At 48.8% G+C, this 19,999-nt stretch carries 21 protein-coding genes; 4 read left to right on the top strand and 17 right to left on the bottom strand.

Annotated features, from left to right (window positions below; all coding sequences use genetic code 11):
• Nucleotides 1-3: 3 nt before the first annotated feature.
• Nucleotides 4-1,185, top strand: coding sequence for an aromatic ring-hydroxylating oxygenase subunit alpha (locus Q3O60_RS02805; RefSeq protein WP_305892384.1), 1,182 nt, complete (start codon nucleotides 4-6; stop codon nucleotides 1,183-1,185).
• On the opposite strand, the gene Q3O60_RS02800 is transcribed toward Q3O60_RS02805, so the two are convergent.
• The 14 genes from Q3O60_RS02800 to Q3O60_RS02735 all read right to left on the bottom strand — a co-directional run bounded on the left by Q3O60_RS02800 (nucleotide 1,175) and on the right by Q3O60_RS02735 (nucleotide 15,291).
• The gene (locus Q3O60_RS02800) at nucleotides 1,175-1,927 is read right to left on the bottom strand and encodes a LytR/AlgR family response regulator transcription factor (protein WP_305892383.1); all 753 of its coding nucleotides are present in this window, start codon (nucleotides 1,925-1,927) and stop codon (nucleotides 1,175-1,177) included. The two genes, Q3O60_RS02805 and Q3O60_RS02800, sit on opposite strands and share 11 nt — an antisense overlap.
• A 21-nt stretch (nucleotides 1,928-1,948) precedes the next feature.
• A complete protein-coding gene (locus Q3O60_RS02795; RefSeq protein WP_305892382.1) occupies nucleotides 1,949-2,959 on the bottom strand; it encodes a sensor histidine kinase in 1,011 nt (336 codons plus the stop codon).
• 153 nt (nucleotides 2,960-3,112) lie between these two features.
• The gene (nagB, locus tag Q3O60_RS02790) at nucleotides 3,113-3,907 is read right to left on the bottom strand and encodes a glucosamine-6-phosphate deaminase (RefSeq protein ID WP_305892381.1); all 795 of its coding nucleotides are present in this window, start codon (nucleotides 3,905-3,907) and stop codon (nucleotides 3,113-3,115) included.
• A gap of 124 nt (nucleotides 3,908-4,031) precedes the next feature.
• Nucleotides 4,032-4,844, bottom strand: coding sequence for a copper resistance protein NlpE N-terminal domain-containing protein (locus tag Q3O60_RS02785; protein WP_305892380.1), 813 nt, complete (start codon nucleotides 4,842-4,844; stop codon nucleotides 4,032-4,034).
• An 81-nt stretch (nucleotides 4,845-4,925) separates the two neighbouring features.
• A complete protein-coding gene (locus Q3O60_RS02780) occupies nucleotides 4,926-5,204 on the bottom strand; it encodes an acylphosphatase (RefSeq protein ID WP_305892379.1) in 279 nt (92 codons plus the stop codon).
• A gap of 120 nt (nucleotides 5,205-5,324) precedes the next feature.
• Nucleotides 5,325-6,911 (bottom strand): bifunctional phosphoribosylaminoimidazolecarboxamide formyltransferase/IMP cyclohydrolase, encoded by a 1,587-nt coding sequence (gene purH, locus Q3O60_RS02775; RefSeq protein ID WP_305892378.1) that lies wholly within the window; start codon nucleotides 6,909-6,911, stop codon nucleotides 5,325-5,327.
• 90 nt (nucleotides 6,912-7,001) lie between these two features.
• A complete protein-coding gene (gene fis, locus Q3O60_RS02770; protein ID WP_305892377.1) occupies nucleotides 7,002-7,292 on the bottom strand; it encodes a DNA-binding transcriptional regulator Fis in 291 nt (96 codons plus the stop codon).
• A gap of 15 nt (nucleotides 7,293-7,307) precedes the next feature.
• Nucleotides 7,308-8,279 carry a tRNA dihydrouridine synthase DusB gene (gene dusB / locus Q3O60_RS02765; RefSeq protein WP_305892376.1) on the bottom strand — a complete coding sequence of 324 codons (972 nt, stop codon included), beginning with the start codon at nucleotides 8,277-8,279 and terminating at the stop codon, nucleotides 7,308-7,310.
• Between the two features lie 238 nt (nucleotides 8,280-8,517).
• Nucleotides 8,518-9,879 (bottom strand): YncE family protein, encoded by a 1,362-nt coding sequence (locus Q3O60_RS02760; protein ID WP_305892375.1) that lies wholly within the window; start codon nucleotides 9,877-9,879, stop codon nucleotides 8,518-8,520.
• 112 nt (nucleotides 9,880-9,991) lie between these two features.
• Nucleotides 9,992-10,870, bottom strand: a complete 879-nt coding sequence (prmA, locus tag Q3O60_RS02755; RefSeq protein WP_305892498.1) for a 50S ribosomal protein L11 methyltransferase — start codon at nucleotides 10,868-10,870, stop codon at nucleotides 9,992-9,994.
• Nucleotides 10,871-10,982: 112 nt separating this feature from the next.
• The gene (gene accC, locus Q3O60_RS02750; RefSeq protein WP_305892374.1) at nucleotides 10,983-12,323 is read right to left on the bottom strand and encodes an acetyl-CoA carboxylase biotin carboxylase subunit; all 1,341 of its coding nucleotides are present in this window, start codon (nucleotides 12,321-12,323) and stop codon (nucleotides 10,983-10,985) included.
• Between the two features lie 15 nt (nucleotides 12,324-12,338).
• Nucleotides 12,339-12,797: an acetyl-CoA carboxylase biotin carboxyl carrier protein gene (accB, locus tag Q3O60_RS02745; protein WP_305892373.1), complete on the bottom strand. Its 459-nt coding sequence runs from the start codon at nucleotides 12,795-12,797 to the stop codon at nucleotides 12,339-12,341.
• 5 nt (nucleotides 12,798-12,802) lie between these two features.
• Nucleotides 12,803-13,276: a type II 3-dehydroquinate dehydratase gene (gene aroQ, locus Q3O60_RS02740; protein ID WP_305892372.1), complete on the bottom strand. Its 474-nt coding sequence runs from the start codon at nucleotides 13,274-13,276 to the stop codon at nucleotides 12,803-12,805.
• 206 nt (nucleotides 13,277-13,482) lie between these two features.
• Nucleotides 13,483-15,291 carry a protein-disulfide reductase DsbD gene (locus Q3O60_RS02735; RefSeq protein WP_305892371.1) on the bottom strand — a complete coding sequence of 603 codons (1,809 nt, stop codon included), beginning with the start codon at nucleotides 15,289-15,291 and terminating at the stop codon, nucleotides 13,483-13,485.
• A 267-nt stretch (nucleotides 15,292-15,558) separates the two neighbouring features.
• Here Q3O60_RS02735 and Q3O60_RS02730 point away from each other — a divergent pair, with 267 nt between their 5' ends.
• Nucleotides 15,559-15,849 (top strand): co-chaperone GroES, encoded by a 291-nt coding sequence (locus Q3O60_RS02730; protein WP_305892370.1) that lies wholly within the window; start codon nucleotides 15,559-15,561, stop codon nucleotides 15,847-15,849.
• Nucleotides 15,850-15,924: 75 nt separating this feature from the next.
• Nucleotides 15,925-17,568 (top strand): chaperonin GroEL, encoded by a 1,644-nt coding sequence (groL, locus tag Q3O60_RS02725; protein WP_305892369.1) that lies wholly within the window; start codon nucleotides 15,925-15,927, stop codon nucleotides 17,566-17,568.
• 116 nt (nucleotides 17,569-17,684) lie between these two features.
• Here groL and Q3O60_RS02720 read toward each other — a convergent pair whose 3' ends face one another.
• Both Q3O60_RS02720 and Q3O60_RS02715 read right to left on the bottom strand, forming a co-directional pair.
• The gene (locus tag Q3O60_RS02720; protein ID WP_305892368.1) at nucleotides 17,685-18,011 is read right to left on the bottom strand and encodes a hypothetical protein; all 327 of its coding nucleotides are present in this window, start codon (nucleotides 18,009-18,011) and stop codon (nucleotides 17,685-17,687) included.
• A 101-nt stretch (nucleotides 18,012-18,112) separates the two neighbouring features.
• Complete coding sequence (locus Q3O60_RS02715; protein WP_305892367.1) at nucleotides 18,113-18,535, bottom strand: hypothetical protein; 423 nt, start codon at nucleotides 18,533-18,535, stop codon at nucleotides 18,113-18,115.
• A gap of 463 nt (nucleotides 18,536-18,998) precedes the next feature.
• Here Q3O60_RS02715 and Q3O60_RS02710 point away from each other — a divergent pair, with 463 nt between their 5' ends.
• Nucleotides 18,999-19,577: a DUF3016 domain-containing protein gene (locus Q3O60_RS02710; protein ID WP_305892366.1), complete on the top strand. Its 579-nt coding sequence runs from the start codon at nucleotides 18,999-19,001 to the stop codon at nucleotides 19,575-19,577.
• A gap of 75 nt (nucleotides 19,578-19,652) precedes the next feature.
• On the opposite strand, the gene Q3O60_RS02705 is transcribed toward Q3O60_RS02710, so the two are convergent.
• A complete protein-coding gene (locus tag Q3O60_RS02705) occupies nucleotides 19,653-19,967 on the bottom strand; it encodes a prephenate dehydrogenase (protein WP_305892365.1) in 315 nt (104 codons plus the stop codon).
• Nucleotides 19,968-19,999: the final 32 nt, after the last annotated feature.

The following is a 19,999-nucleotide window of genomic DNA, read 5'->3' as shown; positions in this document are numbered from 1 at the left end:
ATAATGACTGGCATGCTTGCGCCATTACAAAGAACTTTGCCCCCTCAATTTTATTACAGTGACGATGTGTTTTTACAGGAGCGTGCCGAGGTTTTGGCGGAGCAATGGTTTTTCGTTGCGCATCGCAGTGAGTTCATGCACTGCGGGGACTTCAAGCGGATAAAGCTGTTGGGCACAGACATCATTCTGCGGTTGCAACCTAGTGGGGAAGTCAAAGGGCTGGCAAACCGCTGCCTGCATCGAGGAGCTACATTGACACAGCAACAAACAGGCAATATGCCCGTGTTAACCTGCCCCTACCACGCCTGGCAATACGATGCGGAAGGTACACTGATTTCAACTCGGCGACAAGCCCCTCAACTTGAACACAAATTATGTTTGCGTTCATTCACTACGATAGAGGTATCCGGTCTGATCTTGCTGAAACTCAGCCATTCAAAACAAGGATTGCAAACTGAAATTGAAGAGCTACGCCCTTATTGGGACTTCTATGGTTTAGCCGATGCCAGTGTTATCAATACCAAGAGGATCCAGTGTAAAGCCAACTGGAAAATCGTTACTGAAAACTTTCTCGAGTGCTATCACTGTGCACCATGCCACCCTCAGTTATCAGAAGTGGAAAAACATGTAGCCTTACTTGAAGCGCAGCAGATGGGGGAGTTTATGCAACTACAGCGTAACTATTTCAACCGGGCATTGGCACTTGGGCATCCAATCCCACCACCACAATTTATCAATAGTCAAGCGCGGGTTTACTCTGTGATTAACGCCGTTCCTCTGATGGAAAACACCGAAACCGGCACACGCGATGGTAAGTTAGTTGCGCCGTTAATGGGCAAGCAGAAAGCCTCCGATGGCGGTTTTTTGTATGGCTCTCTTGGTCCTTTTCTGCACTTTTCGTTGTATTCAGATCATGCGGTATTGTTCAGTTTTACACCCATCAGCAGTCAGTTTACGCAAGTTGATATCAGTTGGCTGGCCTGCGAAATACCTGATGCTGAGAGTAAGCGTAATTTGTGTTGGTTGTGGGATGCAACCATCGAGCAAGATTGCAAACTTTGCGAGCTTGTGCAGCAGCAAGTGGACAGCTTTGATGCCAAGCTTGGCTACTATACGCAGATGGAAGCCGATTCAGCGGCATTTTGCAAATGGTATCAGCTGCACTTTCAGAGTCTTAAAGATTAAACTGGCGTTTAAGTACTTTTGCTCCGTCCCGGCTGCTGGATATTTCAGTTAAGTTACTGTCAGACATAATCACGAGCAGCTTGCCACCAAACCAACGTTGCACTTCCTTGATGTGATGCACATTGATAAGGAAGCTTCTGTGGAATCGTATGAAATTTTGCGGGTTTAGTTCGGCCTCAAGTTTTTCCAGACTGGTCGAGAAAGGGTATGCTTTGTTTACAGTATGGCCGTAGACAGTACCCTGCATTGATTTAAAGTAGTAAATATCGGCCAGTTTAACAAAAAAAATCCTGTCCCCCTGTTTCGAAACCAGTATGTCCTGATTGTATTCCGGGGCTATCTCTTTGCGATTGTCTATATCCCCGGAAGCGCTGATTGCATGCTCAACCTTAACGATGGCTTTGAGCAGCCTGTCGGTATCAAAAGGTTTCAGCAAATAATCTACCGCCGATTTTTCAAAAGCCTGAATCGCATGTTTCTCACTGGCTGTAGTAAAAACAATCTGAGTTTTAACGGGAAGAAAAGGAATAATATCGAAGCCACTCAGCTCTGCCATATTGATGTCCAGAAAGACCAGATCAGGCTGTAATTTATTGATCTCTTTAATTGCCTGTGTGGGTGACTGAGATGAGCCAATGACTTCAACGCTATCTAACGGTGATAACTGCCTTTCGAGTTTCATGATCGCAGGCTTCTCATCATCAACGATGTAGGCTTTTAACATTGCAATTTCTTCTTGCATAGTTAGGGTTCCCATCAATCACTAAATATCAAAGGAAATCATGACATGAGCGCCATGGCCCAGCACATCTGAATAATTTGAAAACTTAATCACTGCACGGTGCAATAGCTTGATCTGTGACTCGATATTTTTCAGCCCGGTCCCTTTGAAGTTTTGTTCACTGTTGAGCTTGGCGCCAAAACCAACGCCATTATCGGCAACCTCAATGGAGACTCGATGACCTTTGTTGTAAACACGGACATCAATCAATAAGCCATTTGAAAAACTGTTATGCTTTATAGCATTTTCAACCAATGACTGGAGTATCAAGGGGGGGAGCAATAGATTCAGACAGTCTTGCTCTATCGCAAAGCTTACATCTAACTTATCTTCAAATCTCGCCTGCTCAATCTCAAGATACTTTTTGACCACATCAATCTCGACTGAAAGCGTTACAAACTTGTTTGATGAGACATCCAAAGAATATCGCAGTAATTCGGCTAGCTTATGGAGGACCATATCGGCTTTTTGAGGATCCGTATAAATAAGGGATGAAATCGTATTGAGTGAGTTAAACAGCATATGAGGGTTTAGCTGATACCGCCTTGCGTCAGCCTCTGCTTTTATAGTTTTAATCTTACTGGAAAGGAGCAACTTACCAGAGTAATAGGCTCTTTCTATGGCATAGAATATAGCTGCCCAGAAAAATGTAAGCGATATGAGTTCGTAAAAAGATGAGCTGGGTGTTAAAAGATAGACTGAATTTACTGCCTCTTTTAGCAAGGAGCCGAATAGAAAGATAATCCAGATTAATCCGAATTCAAGAGCAGTATGATGTATGCTCCTTCTGCGGAGAGCAAAAACAATCCAGCCACTAAGCCACAGCGGCACAAGAAAAAAGAAGAAGAACCAGTTCATTGACGTCAGTATAAAGTGTGTGAGATTTAGACTGTCCTGCAAAAAGAAAGAGGATGTTATCAGGACGATGATAAATGAAAGCCCAAATGTGAAATGGTAGTAGCCTCTGTGCTCTTTGCTGAATTGTGAGTCCATCTTTTTTGTTTTTTTGCTGGGGAGGATAATTATTGTGACACTTAACGTATTTAAGTGCAACTTGTTAACTCTTGGGTAACCCAGGAGTTAAGTTAAGTTGAGTGCGGTGACAGGGGATAAATGCAAGGTAGCTGGTGGTCGTATCATAACGGCTTAGCTTTTGCCCAACCGTTGCAGCAGTAGCTGATTTTCCCGCTCGATATGGCGGTAAAACTCCAGATCAGCCAGCTTGCTGGCGGCGGCTTCATCCAGCACTACCACCGCATGTTGATGCAACTGCAGGGCCGAGGCCGGGCAGGCGGCGCTTAATGGCCCTTCCACCATGGCTTTGACGGCATCGGCTTTGGCCTCACCGGTTGCCAGCAGCAGTACTTTACGGGCATCCAGGATGGTGCCGATACCCATGGTGATGGATAAATGCGGTTGGTACTCACCTTCGGTAAAAAAGCGGGCATTGTCGTCGATGGTGGCCTGGGTCAGGGTTTTGACCCGGGTGCGCGAACGTAGGCCAGATGAGGGTTCGTTAAAGCCAATATGACCATTGCGGCCAATGCCAAGCAATTGCAAATCAATACCACCGGCGGCTTCAATAGCTGCCTCGTAGTCGTGGCAGGCAGCGATGGGGTCGGGGGCATCGCCCGGCGGTACATGAGTGCGCTCCGGGGCAATATCAATCAAACCAAACAATTGCTGCTGCATAAAATAGCGGTAGCTTTGCGGATGCTCGGGAGAGAGGCCCAGGTATTCGTCCAGATTAAAACTGGTTGCTTTGGCAAAGCTCAGCTCGCCCGCCTGGTAGCGGGCAATCAGCTTTTGATAGAGCGCAACCGGGGTAGAGCCGGTGGCCAGGCCCAATACAGCGTCGGACTTTTTACTCAGCAACCGACTAAACTGATCGGCACCGTACTCAGCAACGGCATCGGCATTGGGCTGAATCACAATCTGCATAACGGTTTCCTGTGTGGTTAGCAGCAAAACCACCTGGTCAGATGGCTGAGCTTTATGCCGCTAACATAGCAGAAAAAAGGCCAAATGACAACGTTGTCATTTGGCCTTTCCTGGTTCGGAGGTCTTACTTCTCAGCAGGGCCTGCCGCGGTAAAGCGAGCCAGCGGAGCCATGCGAGCCCGGTTTAACGTCAGGGTATCGTCGGTCAGGTTAAAGTTATCAAAGCTTTGCAGTACTTCGGAAAACTCCGGCTCGATGGTATCCTGCATACAAGCCATCTGAGTCATGCCAATACCGGATAAACGAAGCCGCATTTGCCCGGTATTTAGCTCATAGCTGCCAAAAAAGCGGTTGCAGCCGGCATTGCCATAAACCCGTGGCTCTGTGCTACTAAAAACGATGTAGGCCGGGTTATTGGCTGACAGTGGCTGACCCATCAACTCGGTCAGTTGCCAGCGTGTCCCTGCCAATGGAGCAGAGGCAAGCTCTGCCGGAGGCGCTTTGTGCAACTGGTACTGCTCAGCCAGTTCACCGGTGATGCGTTGACCCGCCATATCCAGTTGCCACAGTCTGTTTTCACCGACAAAGAATTGATCGCCTCCCGGCTGTGGCCTTTGCAGCTGGATGATTTGACCGCTGCTATCCCATTCAAAAGTGCCTTGCTCACGAAATACTTGATTGGATTTGCCCAGATACTGGCTTTCCAGTTGATAACGGCCATCTTGTTGCAAGGTTAATTTGGTTTTGATGCCTTCGCAATCGGCGCAGGGCAATACGCCCTCATAGCGACCATCCCAGTCCAGAGCATTGCGACTATTGTGGGCTGCGTCAGCCACCGTAGCTGTGGCGCCATTGTCAGCACTTAAAGACACATCGGGCTCGGCACAACCGAGCAATAGCATGCTGGCTACTAGAAAGCTTGCTGGTAAATAGTTCATCGCATCGTCCTCAATTGCTCTAAAAAACCAGTTCAGTATAGGCTGGCTCTCTGAATCATCCCTGAATTAAGGGAATCTAAACTAACGCCGGATCTGAAAGTCCTGCCATTCATCAGTGGGTAAATCTTTATCGACATCAATGGTGGTTACTTCTGCCCCGGCAGGGCCTTGCCAGCACCATTCCAGCAGTTGTTGCAATTGTTCGGGCATACCCTCTGCCACGACCTGCACCCGGCCATTGTCCAGGTTCTGGCAGTAACCGGTCAGGCCCAGCATCCGGGCTTGTTGCTGGGTAGAGGCGCGGTAAAACACGCCTTGCACTTTGCCATGGATCAGCAGTTGCCAGCGTTCGTGGTGCATGAAGCCTCCATTGATACTCTGTTGGACACTGAAGTATAGATTAGCCTGTTTGGCAAGCGTGGCAAAGCAGCAAATAAAAACGGCAGCCGATGGCTGCCGTTGCATGGGGAAGCCGTGAGGTTAGTGACGGAAGTGACGCACGCCGGTAAATACCATCGCCATGTCGTGCTCATCAGCGGCAGCAATAACTTCAGCATCGCGCATCGAGCCACCTGGCTGGATCACGGCGGTAATACCGGCAGCTGCGGCAGCATCAATACCATCGCGGAATGGGAAGAACGCATCCGAGGCCATGACAGAGCCTTTGACTTCGAGTCCTTCATCAGCCGCTTTAATGCCAGCGATCTTAGCGCTGTACACCCGGCTCATTTGACCAGCACCAACGCCAATAGTCATGCTGTCTTTCACATAGACAATGGCATTTGATTTCACATACTTGGCAACTTTCCAGCAAAACAGTAAATCGTTTAACTCCTGCTCACCAGGCTGGCGCTTACTGACTACTTTTAAGTCATCAGCGGTCACGGTCGCTTGATCACGGTCTTGCAGCAGCATGCCACCATTGACCTGTTTGATATCGACTGCTGGCGTGGCTGCACTGAACTCACCGCATACGAGTAGACGCACGTTCGGCTTGGTGCCGATGGCAGCAACTGCTTCGTCGGAAGCCGCTGGGGCAATGATCACCTCAACAAACTGACGGTCGATAATGGCTTGAGCCGTATTGGCATCCAGTGGGCGGTTAAAGGCAATGATACCGCCAAACGCAGACGTTGGATCGGTCTGGTAAGCGCGCTCGTAGGCCGCAAGGATAGTATCGCCAATGGCGACACCACATGGGTTAGCATGTTTCACAATGACACAGGCAGGCTCGTTGAACTCTTTCACGCACTCTAAAGCTGCATCGGTATCTGCGATGTTGTTGTACGACAGTGCCTTGCCTTGTAACTGAGTCGCGGTGGCCACAGAAGCAGCGGTGTTGGCCGGGTCTACGTAAAAAGCTGCTTGCTGATGGCTGTTTTCGCCATACCGTAAGTCCTGCTTCTTCATGAACTGGCTGTGAAAGGTGCGCGGGAAGCGACTGGCAGGCTCGGCTGGTGTGTCGTACGCGGGTAACATGGTACCGAAGTAGTTGGCAATCATACCATCGTACTGAGCGGTGTGTTCAAAGGCCGCAATAGCTAAACTGAAACGTGTGTTATGGGTGGTGCCACCTTGATGGGCCCGCATTTCTGCCAGTACCGTATCGTAATCACTGGCATTGACCACAATGGTCACGTCTTTGTGGTTTTTGGCCGCTGCACGTACCATGGTTGGGCCGCCAATATCGATGTTTTCGATAGCATCATCCAAACTGCAGTCTGTGTTGGCTACAGTCTGAGCAAAGGGATACAGATTGACAGCCACCAAGTCAATCGCATCGATACTATGTTCAGCCATGACGTTTTCATCCTGACCACGACGAGCCAGAATACCACCATGCACTTTCGGGTGCAGCGTCTTGACCCGGCCTGCCATGATCTCTGGGTGACCGGTGTAAGTTGACACCTCAATGACAGGAATACCTTGCTCGGCGAGTAACTTTGCCGTGCCACCAGTAGATAAGATTTCAACCTGCATCTGATGTAAGGCGGTGGCGAACTCGACGATGCCGGTCTTATCCGAGACACTCAGCAGTGCGCGACGAATGGGACGATATGTGGTCATGTGTGTTTCTCTTTTGCGTAACGGGGATAATTAAAATGAAAAAAGCACCTTGCGGTGCTTTTAAGCAGGGGCGGTGCCCCTGCACCAGTATCAGCTCATGCCGTACTGTTTTAACTTCTTCCGCAGCGTGCCGCGGTTGATGCCCATCAAGTTTGCAGCGCGGGTTTGGTTGCCGCGGGTGTACTTCATCACTTCTTCCAGCAATGGGCGCTCTAATTCAGACAGCACCAGTTCGTATAAATCATTGACATCCTGACCGTTCAGTTGTTGCAGATAGTTAGCAACCGCTTTTTGAGCGGCGGTTCTCAGTGCCTGAGGCTTTTCCTGAGACTGTACGTGAGCATTGGTGATAAAAGGCGAAGAAACAGTATCATTAAACATTGCGATTCTCTTTACTTAAGTTGCTGCTAGTTGATGAAAATACATAGTTAACGCTTCAAGTTGCCGCTCTGGCAATTCGATGGCGTTGAATTCTCTTCGAAACGCACCGGCTGCATCATGTTCGGCCAAATACCAGCCGACATGCTTGCGGGCAATGCGGGGACCCAAGTGGTCGCCATAGAGCTGATGCAATCCTTGCACATGCTCTAGCATAATCGCCTGCACCTCTGCGAGGTCAGGTGCTGCTAACAGGTGTCCTGTGGCCAGAAAGTGCACGACTTCCCGGAATATCCAAGGGCGACCCTGTGCAGCCCGTCCAATCATAATGGCATCAGCGCCAGTATAATCGAGCACGCGCTTAGCTTTTTCTGGTGAGCAAATATCACCGTTAGCGATCACCGGTATGGTGATTGCTTGCTTAATAGCGCGAATTGTATCGTATTCTGCGTCCCCTTTATACATACACGCTTTGGTGCGGCCATGAACCGCTAAGGCTTGTATGCCATTGGCTTCGGCAATACGCGCAATTTCGACACCATTTCTGTGATCCGGATGCCAGCCGGTACGGATTTTCAGTGTCACTGGCACCGACACCGCTTGGACCACAGCCTGGATGATCTGTTCCACCAACTGCGGATATTGCAGCAGGGCAGAACCAGCCAGTTTTTTATTTACTTTCTTTGCCGGGCAGCCCATGTTGATATCAATGACATCAGCACCCAGCTCGACATTGTATTGTGCCGCTTCCGCCATTTGAGCAGGATCCGCTCCGGCGATTTGCACCGAACGAATACCCGACTCATCCTGATGGGTCATGCGCTTCAATGACTTTTCGCTTTGCCAGACCTGAGGGTTGCTAGATAACATCTCAGAGACCGCCAGCCCAGCGCCAAAACGACGGCATAGCTGTCGGAATGTCACATCGGTGACGCCCGCCATTGGCGCACAAATCACATTGTTAGCAAGCTGAAATGAACCTATATGCACAACGAAAACTCAGGTGACACCCCAAAGGGGCGCTAAGTTTACGGATTTTTAGGCCGGTTGCAAAGGCTAATATTTAAACAATGCACAAATATATTGCATCAAACCGGGTTGACAAAAGCTAACTGGCTGAAATTTAAACAGTCTGAAGCCGCTGTAAATCCACAATAAAAAAGGCGCCGCAAGCGACGCCAAATAACCAACACTCAGGAACCAAGTGTGGAAAGCTTACAGCCGTGAATTAATGATCGTGATGATCATCCGATGGTTCAACAATCCCCAGCCACGTCATCAGCGCTGGTTCAAAGTCGAGATCGATACGTTCCACGGTCAGGCTGTGTAAGTCGACCACAACCAGTTGGCGAGCGACTGGATCAGTCAGGTAGATGGTTTCGTTGTGCGGGTTTACCGCAACACGAGGGCTGTTATTGACATCAATGGCCTCAATCAAATGCAGGCTATCTTTTTTAGCAAAACCAACTTCCCACTCAAAGACATGCAAGTGGCCAGTGCTATCCAAAATCACATAGTGCTCACCTTCACCATCGACGGCAGCGGTAAGGCGGGTGACTTCGCTGTCACCACGCCAGTCCAGTGCTTCCATGGTGCCGTGTACAGCATCAATGATCCAGACGTCCTGACCGGCATAGCCCACCACTTCAATATGGTGCTTGTGGCCAGTAAAGCTGCCAATACGTCCGGCTAATTCAGCTGGGTTAGCAATTTTGCTGGCAAAAAACTCATCGCCACGTTGCTCAACCGACAGCACGCCATCGCTACAGCCAAATAAGGTATAGTCTTCAATGGAGTAACTGCCATGCAGTAATTCGCAGCTTTCATCAAAACGAACTTCAAAATGGTAGTGATCACCGTGTTGGTGGTACAGTTCAACCTGTGTGGGTAAGGTGGTGGCGCTACCTTCCTCTCGATAGGTGGTCAGCAGGTATTCTCCACGTACTTCGGCGGTACCGTGTTGATTAATCGGCAATGTAAGCGAAGCGCTGATTCGGCCATGAGCCAAATCATCATCACTAAAAACGCTGATGCTGGCTGGCATCATAGGATCCGCTGCGCCATCATAAAACAGTGCGGCCAGACCTTCATGGGCTTCATAATGCGTGGGAGCAACGCCCTCTAGCTGGTAGCTCAGCATAACAGGGGCTTGTTCGTAATCGTGCATGTGATCGCCATGATCTTCTTGCCATAAGCCACCATCCAGAACTTGAGTGATGTTTTCAGAACGTTGGTTCAGCAGTGCAAAACGATAACCCGGGCTGGTGTATAATTGCGAAACTTCATGCTCTGACTCCAGTTCGGCAATGATTTCATTGTCATGCAAATCATAAATATAGACATGATGATGTGAATGATCATCATGGTCATCGTCGGCATGGTGAGCTGCAGTAATAACGAGGCGACCATCGCTGCTGACGCCATGCCCGTGATCATGGTCATGATCGTCGTCGTGTCCGTGATCATGGTCGTGATCATGATCATCGGCCACGGTATCCTGATAGGTATGGCTGTCATTACAGGCGGTTAAAGAAAGTGTACAAGCCAGAGCAATAGCCAGGGCCAGCGGGGAAGTTTTTACAGTTAACACGTAGTGCTCCAAATCGATTTTTTGTGATTTGTTATAACATAATATTAGTCGATTTGATTGACTAGTCTGAGTTGTCTAAAACTTCAGCCTGATAAAGTTTTAATCGCATGATTTAGTGCTTGCGGGCACTCAGTCGGATCCATTCATCCTGCTCTGCTACAGCATCAAAATCAAATTGATGCTGGTAGGCCGCCATCACTGCATCGGCCTGGCTGGGTAAGATGCCTGACATCACCAGAGCGCCGCCGGGTTTGACATAGCCGGCAATGATCGAGCTAAGTTCAACCAACGGGCCTGCCAGTATATTCGCTACGACCACATCGGCAGCTAATTCAGGCTGGTCTTTCGGCAAGTACAGCTCCAGCCTGTCGACTACCTGGTTTCGCTCCGCATTGGCCATACTGGCTTGGATCGCTTGCGGGTCAATATCAATGCCGACTACGCGTTGCGCGCCAAGTTTTAGCGCAGCAATAGCTAAAATACCAGAGCCACAACCAAAATCGACCACTGTCTGATCAGCTTGAATGTGCTGATCCAACCACTGCATGCATAATGCGGTCGTGGCATGGGTACCGGTGCCAAAAGCGAGGCCCGGATCCAGCAACACATTGACGGCATCTGGCTCTGGAATATCACGCCAGCTTGGACAAACCCATAAGCGCTTGCCAAATTGCATCGGATGAAAGTTATCCATCCACTCGCGTTCCCAGTCTTTATCTTCCAGTTGCTCAAGCTTGTAGCTCAGGCCCTGCTTAAACAAGCTGGTTTGTTGCAGTTTATCCAGCACCGGTTGCATCGGGTGCTCGGCATCGTATAAACCAATGACAGTGGTGTCTTGCCAATACAAGACTTCACCCGGCAGCGGTTCATAGATCGGCGTGTCTTTGCTGTCGATAAAGGTGACGGCCTGAGCCCCCCAACCAACCAGCATATCGCTGACTTGTTCGGCTGCTTGTTCGGTGGTTTGAATGCGAAGTTGGATCCAGGCCATGGGGGTAAATTCTCGTGCTGATGTCTGCATAAAAACGGTATTCTACCATGATGCGGGTAAAATCTGGGAAGGCAGATAAAAAAACAGGCTCCGAAGAGCCTGTTTGTTTGATTTACAATCCCAATTTCTTTTCCAGATAATGAATATTGGTGCCGCCTTTGCAAAACTCGACATCATTCATTATATTTTTGTGCAGGTCGATATTGGTTTTAATGCCACCGACCAGAATTTCCGCCAGTGCATTGCGCATCCGGGCAATCGCCACATCTCTATTTTCACCATAGGTGATCAGCTTACCGACCATGGAGTCGTAATTTGGCGGTACGGTGTAATCGGCGTATATATGCGAATCCCAGCGCACGCCATTGCCACCTGGTGGGTGAAAACGAGTGATGGTGCCCGGTGATGGAATAAAGGTCACAGGGTCTTCAGCATTAATCCGACACTCCATGGCGTGGCCACGAATAACGATGTCTTCTTGTTTGATGGTCAGTGGCATGCCAGAGGCAATACGCAGTTGTTCTTTGATCAAATCGACACCGGTGATCATTTCGGTCACGGGATGTTCTACCTGAATCCGGGTGTTCATTTCAATAAAGAAGAACTCACCGTTTTCAAACAAAAACTCAAAGGTACCTGCACCGCGGTAGTTCATTACTTTACAGGCATCGACACAACGGCCACCGATAAAGTCACGCAGTTCCTGGGTAATACCCGGCGCTGGCGCTTCTTCCACGACCTTCTGGTGACGGCGCTGCATAGAGCAATCACGCTCGCCCAAATGAATGGCGTTGCCCTGGCCATCGGCCAGTACCTGTACTTCGACATGGCGTGGGTTTTCCAGAAACTTCTCCATGTAGACCATGTCGTTGCTGAAGGCTGCTTTGGCTTCCGCCTTGGTCATCTCGATGGAGCTCACCAGCTCAGCTTCAGAGCGAACCACCCGCATACCGCGGCCACCGCCACCACCAGCAGCTTTAACAATCAACGGGTAGCCAATACGTTTGGCAATGGCTTTGTTGGTTGCAGGGTCATCGCCTACTGCGCCATCAGAGCCGGGCACACATGGTACACCTGCTTTTTTCATCGCTACAATGGCCGATACTTTGTCACCCATCAACCGGATAGACTCAGCACGAGGGCCGATAAATACCAGGCCGCTTTCTTCGACCTGTTGGGCAAATTCAGCATTTTCAGCTAAAAAACCATAGCCTGGGTGAATCGCCTGTGCGTTGGTGACTTCAGCGGCTGCAATAAGTGCAGGTACATTCAGATAGCTTTTGGGTGACGGTGCTGGACCGATACAGATGGTTTCATCAGCCAGCAGTACATGCTTCAAGTTACGATCAACCGTAGAGTGTACGGCGACCGTCTTGATACCGAGCTCTTTGCAGGCACGTAAAATACGCAATGCAATTTCGCCCCGGTTGGCAATCAAGACTTTTTCTAACATAAGTAGGCCTTACTGTTATTCGATCACGACTAAAGGTTGATCAAACTCAACCGGCTCACCATCCTGTAGCAGAATGTCTTTGACCACACCAGCTTTGTCAGATTGGATCTGATTCATCATTTTCATGGCTTCAACAATGCAAAGGGTATCGCCGACATTAACGGTTTGACCCACTTCAACGAATGGCTTGGCGGTAGGCGATGGCGCCCGGTAGAAAGAACCCACCATAGGTGAGCGCACCATGTGACCACTTTGTTGAGCTGGCGCTGCTGGCTCTGCGGCGATAGCGGCTGCTGGCGCCGGAGCGGCATATGCAGGAGCCTGCATGGCTGGGGCGGCAGCATAATGAACTTGCTGAGGTGCCGTGCTTTGGCGGCTGATACGAACCGACTCTTCACCTTCGGTGATTTCAAGTTCGGAAATACCTGATTCTTCAACCAGCTCAATTAATTTTTTAATTTTTCGAATGTCCATAGAGGTTAAACCTGTTCTTGTTGGTACGATGGATTGGATGATACATAAGATACAGCTGCATCGAGCGCAAAGCGGTAGCCCTGAGGGCCTAAGCCGCAGATCACGCCGCGAGCAATATCCGATAGATAAGACTGTTTTCTGAAATCTTCCCGCGCATGCACATTACTGATATGCACTTCGATAAACGGAATGGCCACAGCCAATAAAGCATCACGAATGGCAATACTGGTGTGGGTAAATGCACCTGGATTGATAATGATAAAATCAATCTGGCCGAGGCTTTGTTGAATTCGGCCAACCAGCTCGTGCTCAGCATTGCTTTGCAAGTGGCTCAGTTCAAGTTGTCGTGCTGCTGCATAATCCTGCAGATCACTCACCAACTCAGTTAACGTTTGCGAGCCATAGACCGACGGCTCCCGTACACCAAGCATGTTGAGATTAGGGCCGTTTAACAACAAAATTCGAGTTTTTGACGCCATAAGCTACACAATTCCTGCACGTTTGCGTTATTTTTTCTAAGTATGCCAGAATTTGTTCAGAATGACAGTTCAGGCAGTTACTTGGAGTCGGTAACGGGTGCTTGGTTCCGATTTAACGGCTTATTATAGTGTAATCGTGACAAATGGCAGCAAAATACTGGTCTAATCAGCAAGATCAGACCAGTGTTTATCATTTTTTTGCTGTTTTATTGAGCATCGCTGTCCAGTATCGCCGCCAGATGGCGGGCAAAAGGACGGGCGGCCATAAAGCCAGTGACGCGGGATTGTGTCAGCTCGCTGCCATCCGGGCCAAAAAATAATAGAGTAGGCAAACCAAGCACCTGATATTGATCCAACAACTGCTGGTCGGCACGTGTCATGCGGGTGACATCAATTTTTAACAACACCATTTGTTGCATGTAGGGTTGTACCGCATCGGCAGGGAAAGTCAGTAGTTCAAACTCTTTACAGGCAACACACCACTCGGCGTATAAATCCAACAACACAAATTGACCATTGGCTTTGGCAGCCGCTAATGCTTGCTCCAGCTCTGATTGGTTCGCCACAAGCGTAAACTGGCCCATGGCGCTGCTTTGTTGGCCAGAGGTTGGGTTCTGGTTACCGCTGCTTTGCGGCCACCAGATATTGACATTAATCAGTACCGTCAGGATCAGCAGCAGTTGCGCCGGTAGCCACAGCGCAGAACGTGCTTTAGCGCTTTGAACTTGTTGCGACAGGTAGTACAGATAGAGTGCCGTGGCTAACGCCAAGGCCGACCCCAGCACCACAGTGATCCAGCCCGGCACGAAGCGGTCCAACAACCAGATCGGTACTGCCAGCAGCAGGAAACCAAAGGCATTTTTAATGGCATACATCCACTGACCAGCTTTGGGCAGTAGCTTTCCGCCAGAGCTGCCCAGCAACAGCAATGGTAAGCCCATACCTAAGCTCAGTACATATAAGGTAATCGCACCACGCAGTAAATCTCCACTTTGCGCCACGTAAATCAAGGCCGCCGTTAAAGGTGCCGTGGTGCAAGGCGAGGCGATTAAACCCGATAAGGCACCCATGACAAAAGCACCCTTACTGGAACCTTGTTTTTGCTTATTGCTGATGGCCGCCACTTTGGCTTGCCAGGCAGAGGGCAGGCTAAAGTTAAGGGCACCAAACATTGCCAGAGCTAATAGCACAAACAATGCGCTGACCACCAGCAGAATTGCCGGATGTTGCAGCATCGCTTGAAAGCGGACTCCCAGACTGGCAATCACCAGACCAAGCAAGGCGTAAGTCAGCGCCATGCCTTGTACATAAGCAAAGGAAAGTGTGAAGGCTTTTTTATTGGATAATGACTTGCCCTGACCAACAATGATGCTGGATAAAATAGGGTACATTGGAAATACACAGGGGGTAAATGCCAAGCCAAGGCCGAGCAGAAAAAACACGCCTAAGGTGAGTAAGAATCCAGAGCCCGCAAGTCGATCAGCCAGCGTATTTTGGCTGGATACCGGGCCAGTACTGGTGGTGGCTGCTGCCAGGTCGTCTTGGGCGCTGCCATCGTTACCCGAAGGCATCAGGCCGGCACTAAGGGGTACCGTCTTCGTGGTCGGAGGGTAACAAAAGCCGGCTTCGGCACAGCCCTGATAACGGACCCGAAGTTCGGCATCCTCGCTAATGTCCGTTAATGGTAATCGCAACAGCACCTGATGGTAATACACATCCGTAACACCAAAAAACTCATCCTCGATCGTCATGGCTGCCGGGTAACTGGGGTGCGAAAAGCTGACAGCAATGCCGGCAAATTTAAATTGCTCTTTATACAAGTAATAGCCATCTGCAATGGTCCAGCTGAGTAGCAACTCACCATCCTGCTGGCGAAAATCAAACTCAAAGGCCTCATCGACGGGTAAAAACTGATTGGATTCACCGGTAATAGCAGACAGCACACTGTTGTTGGCCTGCAGTGGCAGAGCGGTCAGACAAAACAGTAAGCATGTGGTGAGCAGGACTCGTAACATCGGCAGTTCTCTTATTCAATCATTCTAATGTATTAGCATGGACTATACGGTGCTTGCATCCGTTCAGTCTTGTTTAATTCGACACAATACCAGTTCCGTGCTGTCAGTAGCAAAACATCTGTATCTGAACGCATCACAGCCATGTATGAAATACGGTGAAAATTTTTTTGTGCAGCCCCTTGGATTCAGTTCGACATCGCCCCATATATCGGCTAACCCAATTTAACAATCCATGTTAAAACGCAAACTCGCTTTAGGAGATAGAGCATGAATATTCGTCCTTTACATGATCGTGTCATCATCAAACGTTTAGAAGCAGAAACCAAGTCCGCTGGTGGCATCGTGCTGACCGGCTCTGCCGCAGAAAAATCAACCCGTGGTGAAGTGGTTGCTGTCGGCAAAGGTCGCATCCTGGACAATGGTGAGGTTCGCCCACTGGATGTTCAGGTCGGTGACAAAGTGATCTTCGGCGCCTATGTAGAGCGCACTGAGAAAATTGAAGGTGAAGAGTACGTCATCGTGAAAGAAGACACTATTTTGGGTGTGATCACTGAATAAGCTTGGCGTCATCACTGAAAAAGTGACGACACGAATCATTTCCCACAGTTTTAATTTGATGGAAGGAATTTAATCATGGCTGCAAAAGAAGTACGTTTTGGCGACGACGCCCGTAATAAAATGCTGAAAGGCGTTAATATCTTAGCAAATGCTGTTCGTGTGACGCTTGGCCCTAAAGGCCGTAACGTCATTCTGGACAAATCTTTTGGTGCGCCGATCATCACCAAAGACGGTGTTTCAGTAGCGAAAGAAATCGAACTGGAAGACAAGTTTGAAAACATGGGTGCGCAAATGGTGAAAGAGGTTGCCTCTAAAGCCAATGACGAAGCGGGTGACGGCACCACCACTGCCACTGTACTGGCACAGAACATTATCAGCGAAGGTGTGAAAGCCGTTGCTGCTGGTATGAACCCAATGGATCTGAAGCGCGGTATCGATAAAGCAGTCACTGCTGCAGTAGCCGAGTTGAAAGCGCTGTCTCAGCCTTGCACTGACAGCAAAGCCATTGCTCAGGTCGGTACTATCTCTGCCAACTCTGATGCTGAAATCGGCAAAATCATTGCTGATGCGATGGACAAAGTAGGCAAAGAAGGCGTTATCACTGTTGAAGAAGGCCAGGCGCTGGACAACGAACTGGACGTGGTTGAAGGTATGCAGTTCGACCGTGGTTACTTGTCTCCGTACTTCATCAACAATCAGGAAGCGGGCCAGATTGAACTGGATAACCCATTCATCCTGAACGTTGATAAGAAAATCTCTAACATCCGTGAATTGCTGCCAGTACTTGAAGGTGTAGCAAAAGCAGGCAAGCCGCTGTTGATCATCGCAGAAGATGTGGAAGGCGAAGCCTTAGCGACTCTGGTTGTCAACAACATGCGCGGTATTGTTAAAGTTGCTGCGGTGAAAGCACCAGGTTTTGGCGACCGTCGTAAAGCCATGCTGCAGGATATCGCTGCGCTGACCAACGGCACCGTGATTTCTGAAGAAATCGGCATGGAACTGGAAAAAACCACGCTGGAAGATTTGGGTACCGCCAAGCGCGTCGTTATCACCAAAGACAACACTACCATCATTGATGGTGCCGGTGATGAAGAGACCATTGCTGGTCGCGTCAAGCAAATCCGTCAGCAAATCGAAGAAGCCACTTCAGATTACGACAAAGAAAAACTGCAAGAGCGTCTGGCCAAGTTGGCTGGCGGTGTTGCGGTGATCAAAGTCGGCGCTTCTACTGAAATGGAAATGAAAGAGAAAAAAGCTCGCGTAGAAGATGCGCTGCACGCAACCCGTGCGGCAGTTGAAGAAGGCGTAGTCCCTGGCGGTGGTGTGGCTCTGGTACGTGTAGCTGCTAAGCTGGTTGATCTGACCGGAGAAAACGAAGATCAAAACCACGGTATCAAAATTGCGCTGCGTGCGATGGAATCTCCGTTGCGTCAGATCGTTGATAACGCTGGTGAAGAATCGTCTGTTGTGGTCAACAAAATCAAAGATGGCTCAGGCAACTTTGGTTACAACGCAGCCAACGAAACCTATGGCGACATGCTGGAAATGGGTATTCTGGATCCAACCAAAGTCACGCGCTCTGCTCTGCAGTTCGCCGCTTCTGTTGGTTCTCTGATGATCACCACCGAAGCCATGGTGACCGAACTGCCAAAAGATGACTCAGCTGCCCCAGATATGGGCGGTATGGGTGGCATGGGCGGTATGGGTGGAATGATGTAGCGCCAGCCAGTAACACGGCTATACCAATGAAACAGGGGGATGCATTAGCATCCCCCTGTTTTTTTATGTATGACTCGGCCTGATAACATTGAGAAATGGACTTGGGTTGCTCAGTATCAATCAGTAGTTGGCAGCACAGTAAAGACCTGCCATGAACTTTCATGCCGAATAAAATACACGGTTCTATCACTGAGTTTAACCTCAATGATTTTTGCATGATCATGCTGAAGAGACATTGAGTCTTCATGGGGAGTCACTGCCACGATAAAACCATCAAATAATGGATCATGAATATCGTAATCAGAGAAATCAGGGTTGTGCTGGTATTGCTGTGCGAACTCGAATAGTGTTTCAAAGTGATGCGAACTGGTAATTTGGTGTTCTATAATGGCATCAATATTTTCCTGACATTCCGAGTAAACAACTGTGGAATTGTCAAACATAGACTCTTGCTGATTACAAAGATGTGAGGGAGTAGGGACTTCAATGTCACCCTCTGCAGAACTTAAGGCAATAGCACAGATTAAAACCAAGAGTATCATTTTCATAGGAAACCAGCCCTTTCAAGACGCTTAACCATTTTTGTTTCAAGGTCATTCCGCCAAAAATCAAAACTACGATGCTCAGCCATCAGTTCAGCAACAACCTCCGCTACGTTGGACATTGTTTTTAACGATAAATAAGTAGCAAAGTATTGATTTGCGCGCCCTAAGTTTCTGGTCGTTGCCCCAATACGGCCAGACGTTTTGTGAGTACCGTGCTCCAGAATACGGCCACTTGTATCCATCTCAAATCCGGTAGGGTCAGCTACAGCATCAACAATAAGTTGCAGGCTTTCTTCAAGACTAACCTTCCTAATGTCATCTAGAAGCTGAGTACGGGTTGCTATCGCCATGGCTTTGGAGCGAAGTATATTGCTTATTGTGCCCAGTGATAACTCATTCTCAGAAAAGAAATCATAAATCATAGCAACCTAGACACGCTCCATTACAGCGGAGCATTTATTTTGTAGGAGCCTGTTTCTGATATTGAGCAGTTTATTTTTAGCTTTGATGACATCCATGTGCGTAACTCTTTTGTAAAATGAGTTATCTTACACATTGTTTTTATTATGTCAATAATTTGTATTTTTTGTGGTTATTTCGTCTTGGTGGTATTGCTCGGCTACGCAGTAATGGGCTGCTGCTACCCGACATGCACCCAGATTTGTTCTGAACCTGAGAACCCGGCCTTTGCGCCGGGTTTTTTATTGCGATAAACAATGAAAACAATTTTACACAACTAAATGAACTCAATTCAGTCTATAGTCATATAGTAATGATTAAAGTTTAACCATGCTTGGGGTAGAAAACTTTATGGTAAGGTTGCACCCAAGCTGAGCTCGTTATCAGTTGAGTACAACTCAATTGCATTAAGTAGTGGAGGGCACTATGTTCGGTAACAATCGCAACGGTAAAAATTGGCGTCAATTGATCATAGCTAGTGCTGTGGCCGGATTCATGGGATTTGGTTTTGCTAGCATGGCCAGTGAGCCAGCGGAGCTAAACTTAAGTTTTGATGAGCCCGAAAAGTTTACGGATATTCGTCCTGCCAATGAAAACCGGACACGGTTTCGTGAGCGGACGCTGGCTAGTTTTGAGCGTATATTTGAAGAGTTTGCGGCGGAATTGCCAGCAGGCTACCAGTGGACAGTCACCGTCACTGATATTGATTTGGCGGGCGACGTGAATCCCATGTATACCCGCAATGGTCAGGACATCCGGGTGGTGAAAGATTTATACTCGCCCCGGGTTGCCTTTAGCCATGAATTACGAGATGCCTACGGAGCGCAGGTTGTAGCGGATGATGAAAACATCCGCGATATGGGCTTCTTGCAAAGCCCGCGTATGGTGGGGCCGCGTCATCAGGAGCTTCGTTACGAGTACACCATGCTCAAGCGTTGGTTCGAGCGTGACTTGATGCCAAAAATTGAAGCGCATCAGGCCAAGCTACCTAAAGTAAGTGAGTAGTGAATACGATCTGCTCAGGCAGTCAGCAAAACGGCAAGCTTAGGCTTGCCGTTTTTTATGGATGAACTAAGTGAATTAGTGATTATCTTTTAAGGCGAGCTGAAACTCTTGCACCGTTTGATGCAACCATTTCAGTTGTTGCACGGCTTTTTGCAAGGTAGCGGTATTAAATTGCTGGCTGTGTCGCATGGCAGCCACTAGCTCGGCCGTTTCTGCCAAATAAGGCATAAAGCGCGGACTATCGCTTTGAAAGCCAGCTTCTTTGGGGAAAATCGCTTTGTGCTTGCCCTTGCCGTGTTGTTGCAACTGATTGAGGGCCGCATCGGCGTCAACCACTTTACGGTACAGTTCTTTTAAGTTGGCATCCAGTTGATCCAGCAGTTGATCCATTCAGCGTGCATCCTACAGTGGTGTATTAAAGC

The sequence above is a fragment of the Alkalimonas collagenimarina genome (assembly GCF_030717845.1).
GTDB lineage: Bacteria > Pseudomonadota > Gammaproteobacteria > Enterobacterales > Alteromonadaceae > Alkalimonas > Alkalimonas collagenimarina.
Note: the sequence above shows the minus strand (reverse complement) of the source record. Positions and strands in the feature narration are given on the sequence as shown.

What these genes read in the sequence shown, in the direction of transcription:
- Q3O60_RS02805 (WP_305892384.1), top strand. Translation starts at nt 4, where the DNA reads ATGACTGGCATGCTTGCGCCATTACAAAGAACTTTGCCCCCTCAATTT.
- Q3O60_RS02800 (WP_305892383.1), bottom strand. Translation starts at nt 1,927, where the DNA reads ATGCAAGAAGAAATTGCAATGTTAAAAGCCTACATCGTTGATGATGAG.
- Q3O60_RS02795 (WP_305892382.1), bottom strand. Translation starts at nt 2,959, where the DNA reads ATGGACTCACAATTCAGCAAAGAGCACAGAGGCTACTACCATTTCACA.
- nagB (WP_305892381.1), bottom strand. Translation starts at nt 3,907, where the DNA reads ATGCAGATTGTGATTCAGCCCAATGCCGATGCCGTTGCTGAGTACGGT.
- Q3O60_RS02785 (WP_305892380.1), bottom strand. Translation starts at nt 4,844, where the DNA reads ATGAACTATTTACCAGCAAGCTTTCTAGTAGCCAGCATGCTATTGCTC.
- Q3O60_RS02780 (WP_305892379.1), bottom strand. Translation starts at nt 5,204, where the DNA reads ATGCACCACGAACGCTGGCAACTGCTGATCCATGGCAAAGTGCAAGGC.
- purH (WP_305892378.1), bottom strand. Translation starts at nt 6,911, where the DNA reads ATGACCACATATCGTCCCATTCGTCGCGCACTGCTGAGTGTCTCGGAT.
- fis (WP_305892377.1), bottom strand. Translation starts at nt 7,292, where the DNA reads ATGTTTAATGATACTGTTTCTTCGCCTTTTATCACCAATGCTCACGTA.
- prmA (WP_305892498.1), bottom strand. Translation starts at nt 10,870, where the DNA reads ATGGCCTGGATCCAACTTCGCATTCAAACCACCGAACAAGCAGCCGAA.
- accC (WP_305892374.1), bottom strand. Translation starts at nt 12,323, where the DNA reads ATGTTAGAAAAAGTCTTGATTGCCAACCGGGGCGAAATTGCATTGCGT.
- accB (WP_305892373.1), bottom strand. Translation starts at nt 12,797, where the DNA reads ATGGACATTCGAAAAATTAAAAAATTAATTGAGCTGGTTGAAGAATCA.
- aroQ (WP_305892372.1), bottom strand. Translation starts at nt 13,276, where the DNA reads ATGGCGTCAAAAACTCGAATTTTGTTGTTAAACGGCCCTAATCTCAAC.
- Q3O60_RS02735 (WP_305892371.1), bottom strand. Translation starts at nt 15,291, where the DNA reads ATGTTACGAGTCCTGCTCACCACATGCTTACTGTTTTGTCTGACCGCT.
- Q3O60_RS02730 (WP_305892370.1), top strand. Translation starts at nt 15,559, where the DNA reads ATGAATATTCGTCCTTTACATGATCGTGTCATCATCAAACGTTTAGAA.
- groL (WP_305892369.1), top strand. Translation starts at nt 15,925, where the DNA reads ATGGCTGCAAAAGAAGTACGTTTTGGCGACGACGCCCGTAATAAAATG.
- Q3O60_RS02720 (WP_305892368.1), bottom strand. Translation starts at nt 18,011, where the DNA reads ATGTTTGACAATTCCACAGTTGTTTACTCGGAATGTCAGGAAAATATT.
- Q3O60_RS02715 (WP_305892367.1), bottom strand. Translation starts at nt 18,535, where the DNA reads ATGATTTATGATTTCTTTTCTGAGAATGAGTTATCACTGGGCACAATA.
- Q3O60_RS02710 (WP_305892366.1), top strand. Translation starts at nt 18,999, where the DNA reads ATGTTCGGTAACAATCGCAACGGTAAAAATTGGCGTCAATTGATCATA.
- Q3O60_RS02705 (WP_305892365.1), bottom strand. Translation starts at nt 19,967, where the DNA reads ATGGATCAACTGCTGGATCAACTGGATGCCAACTTAAAAGAACTGTAC.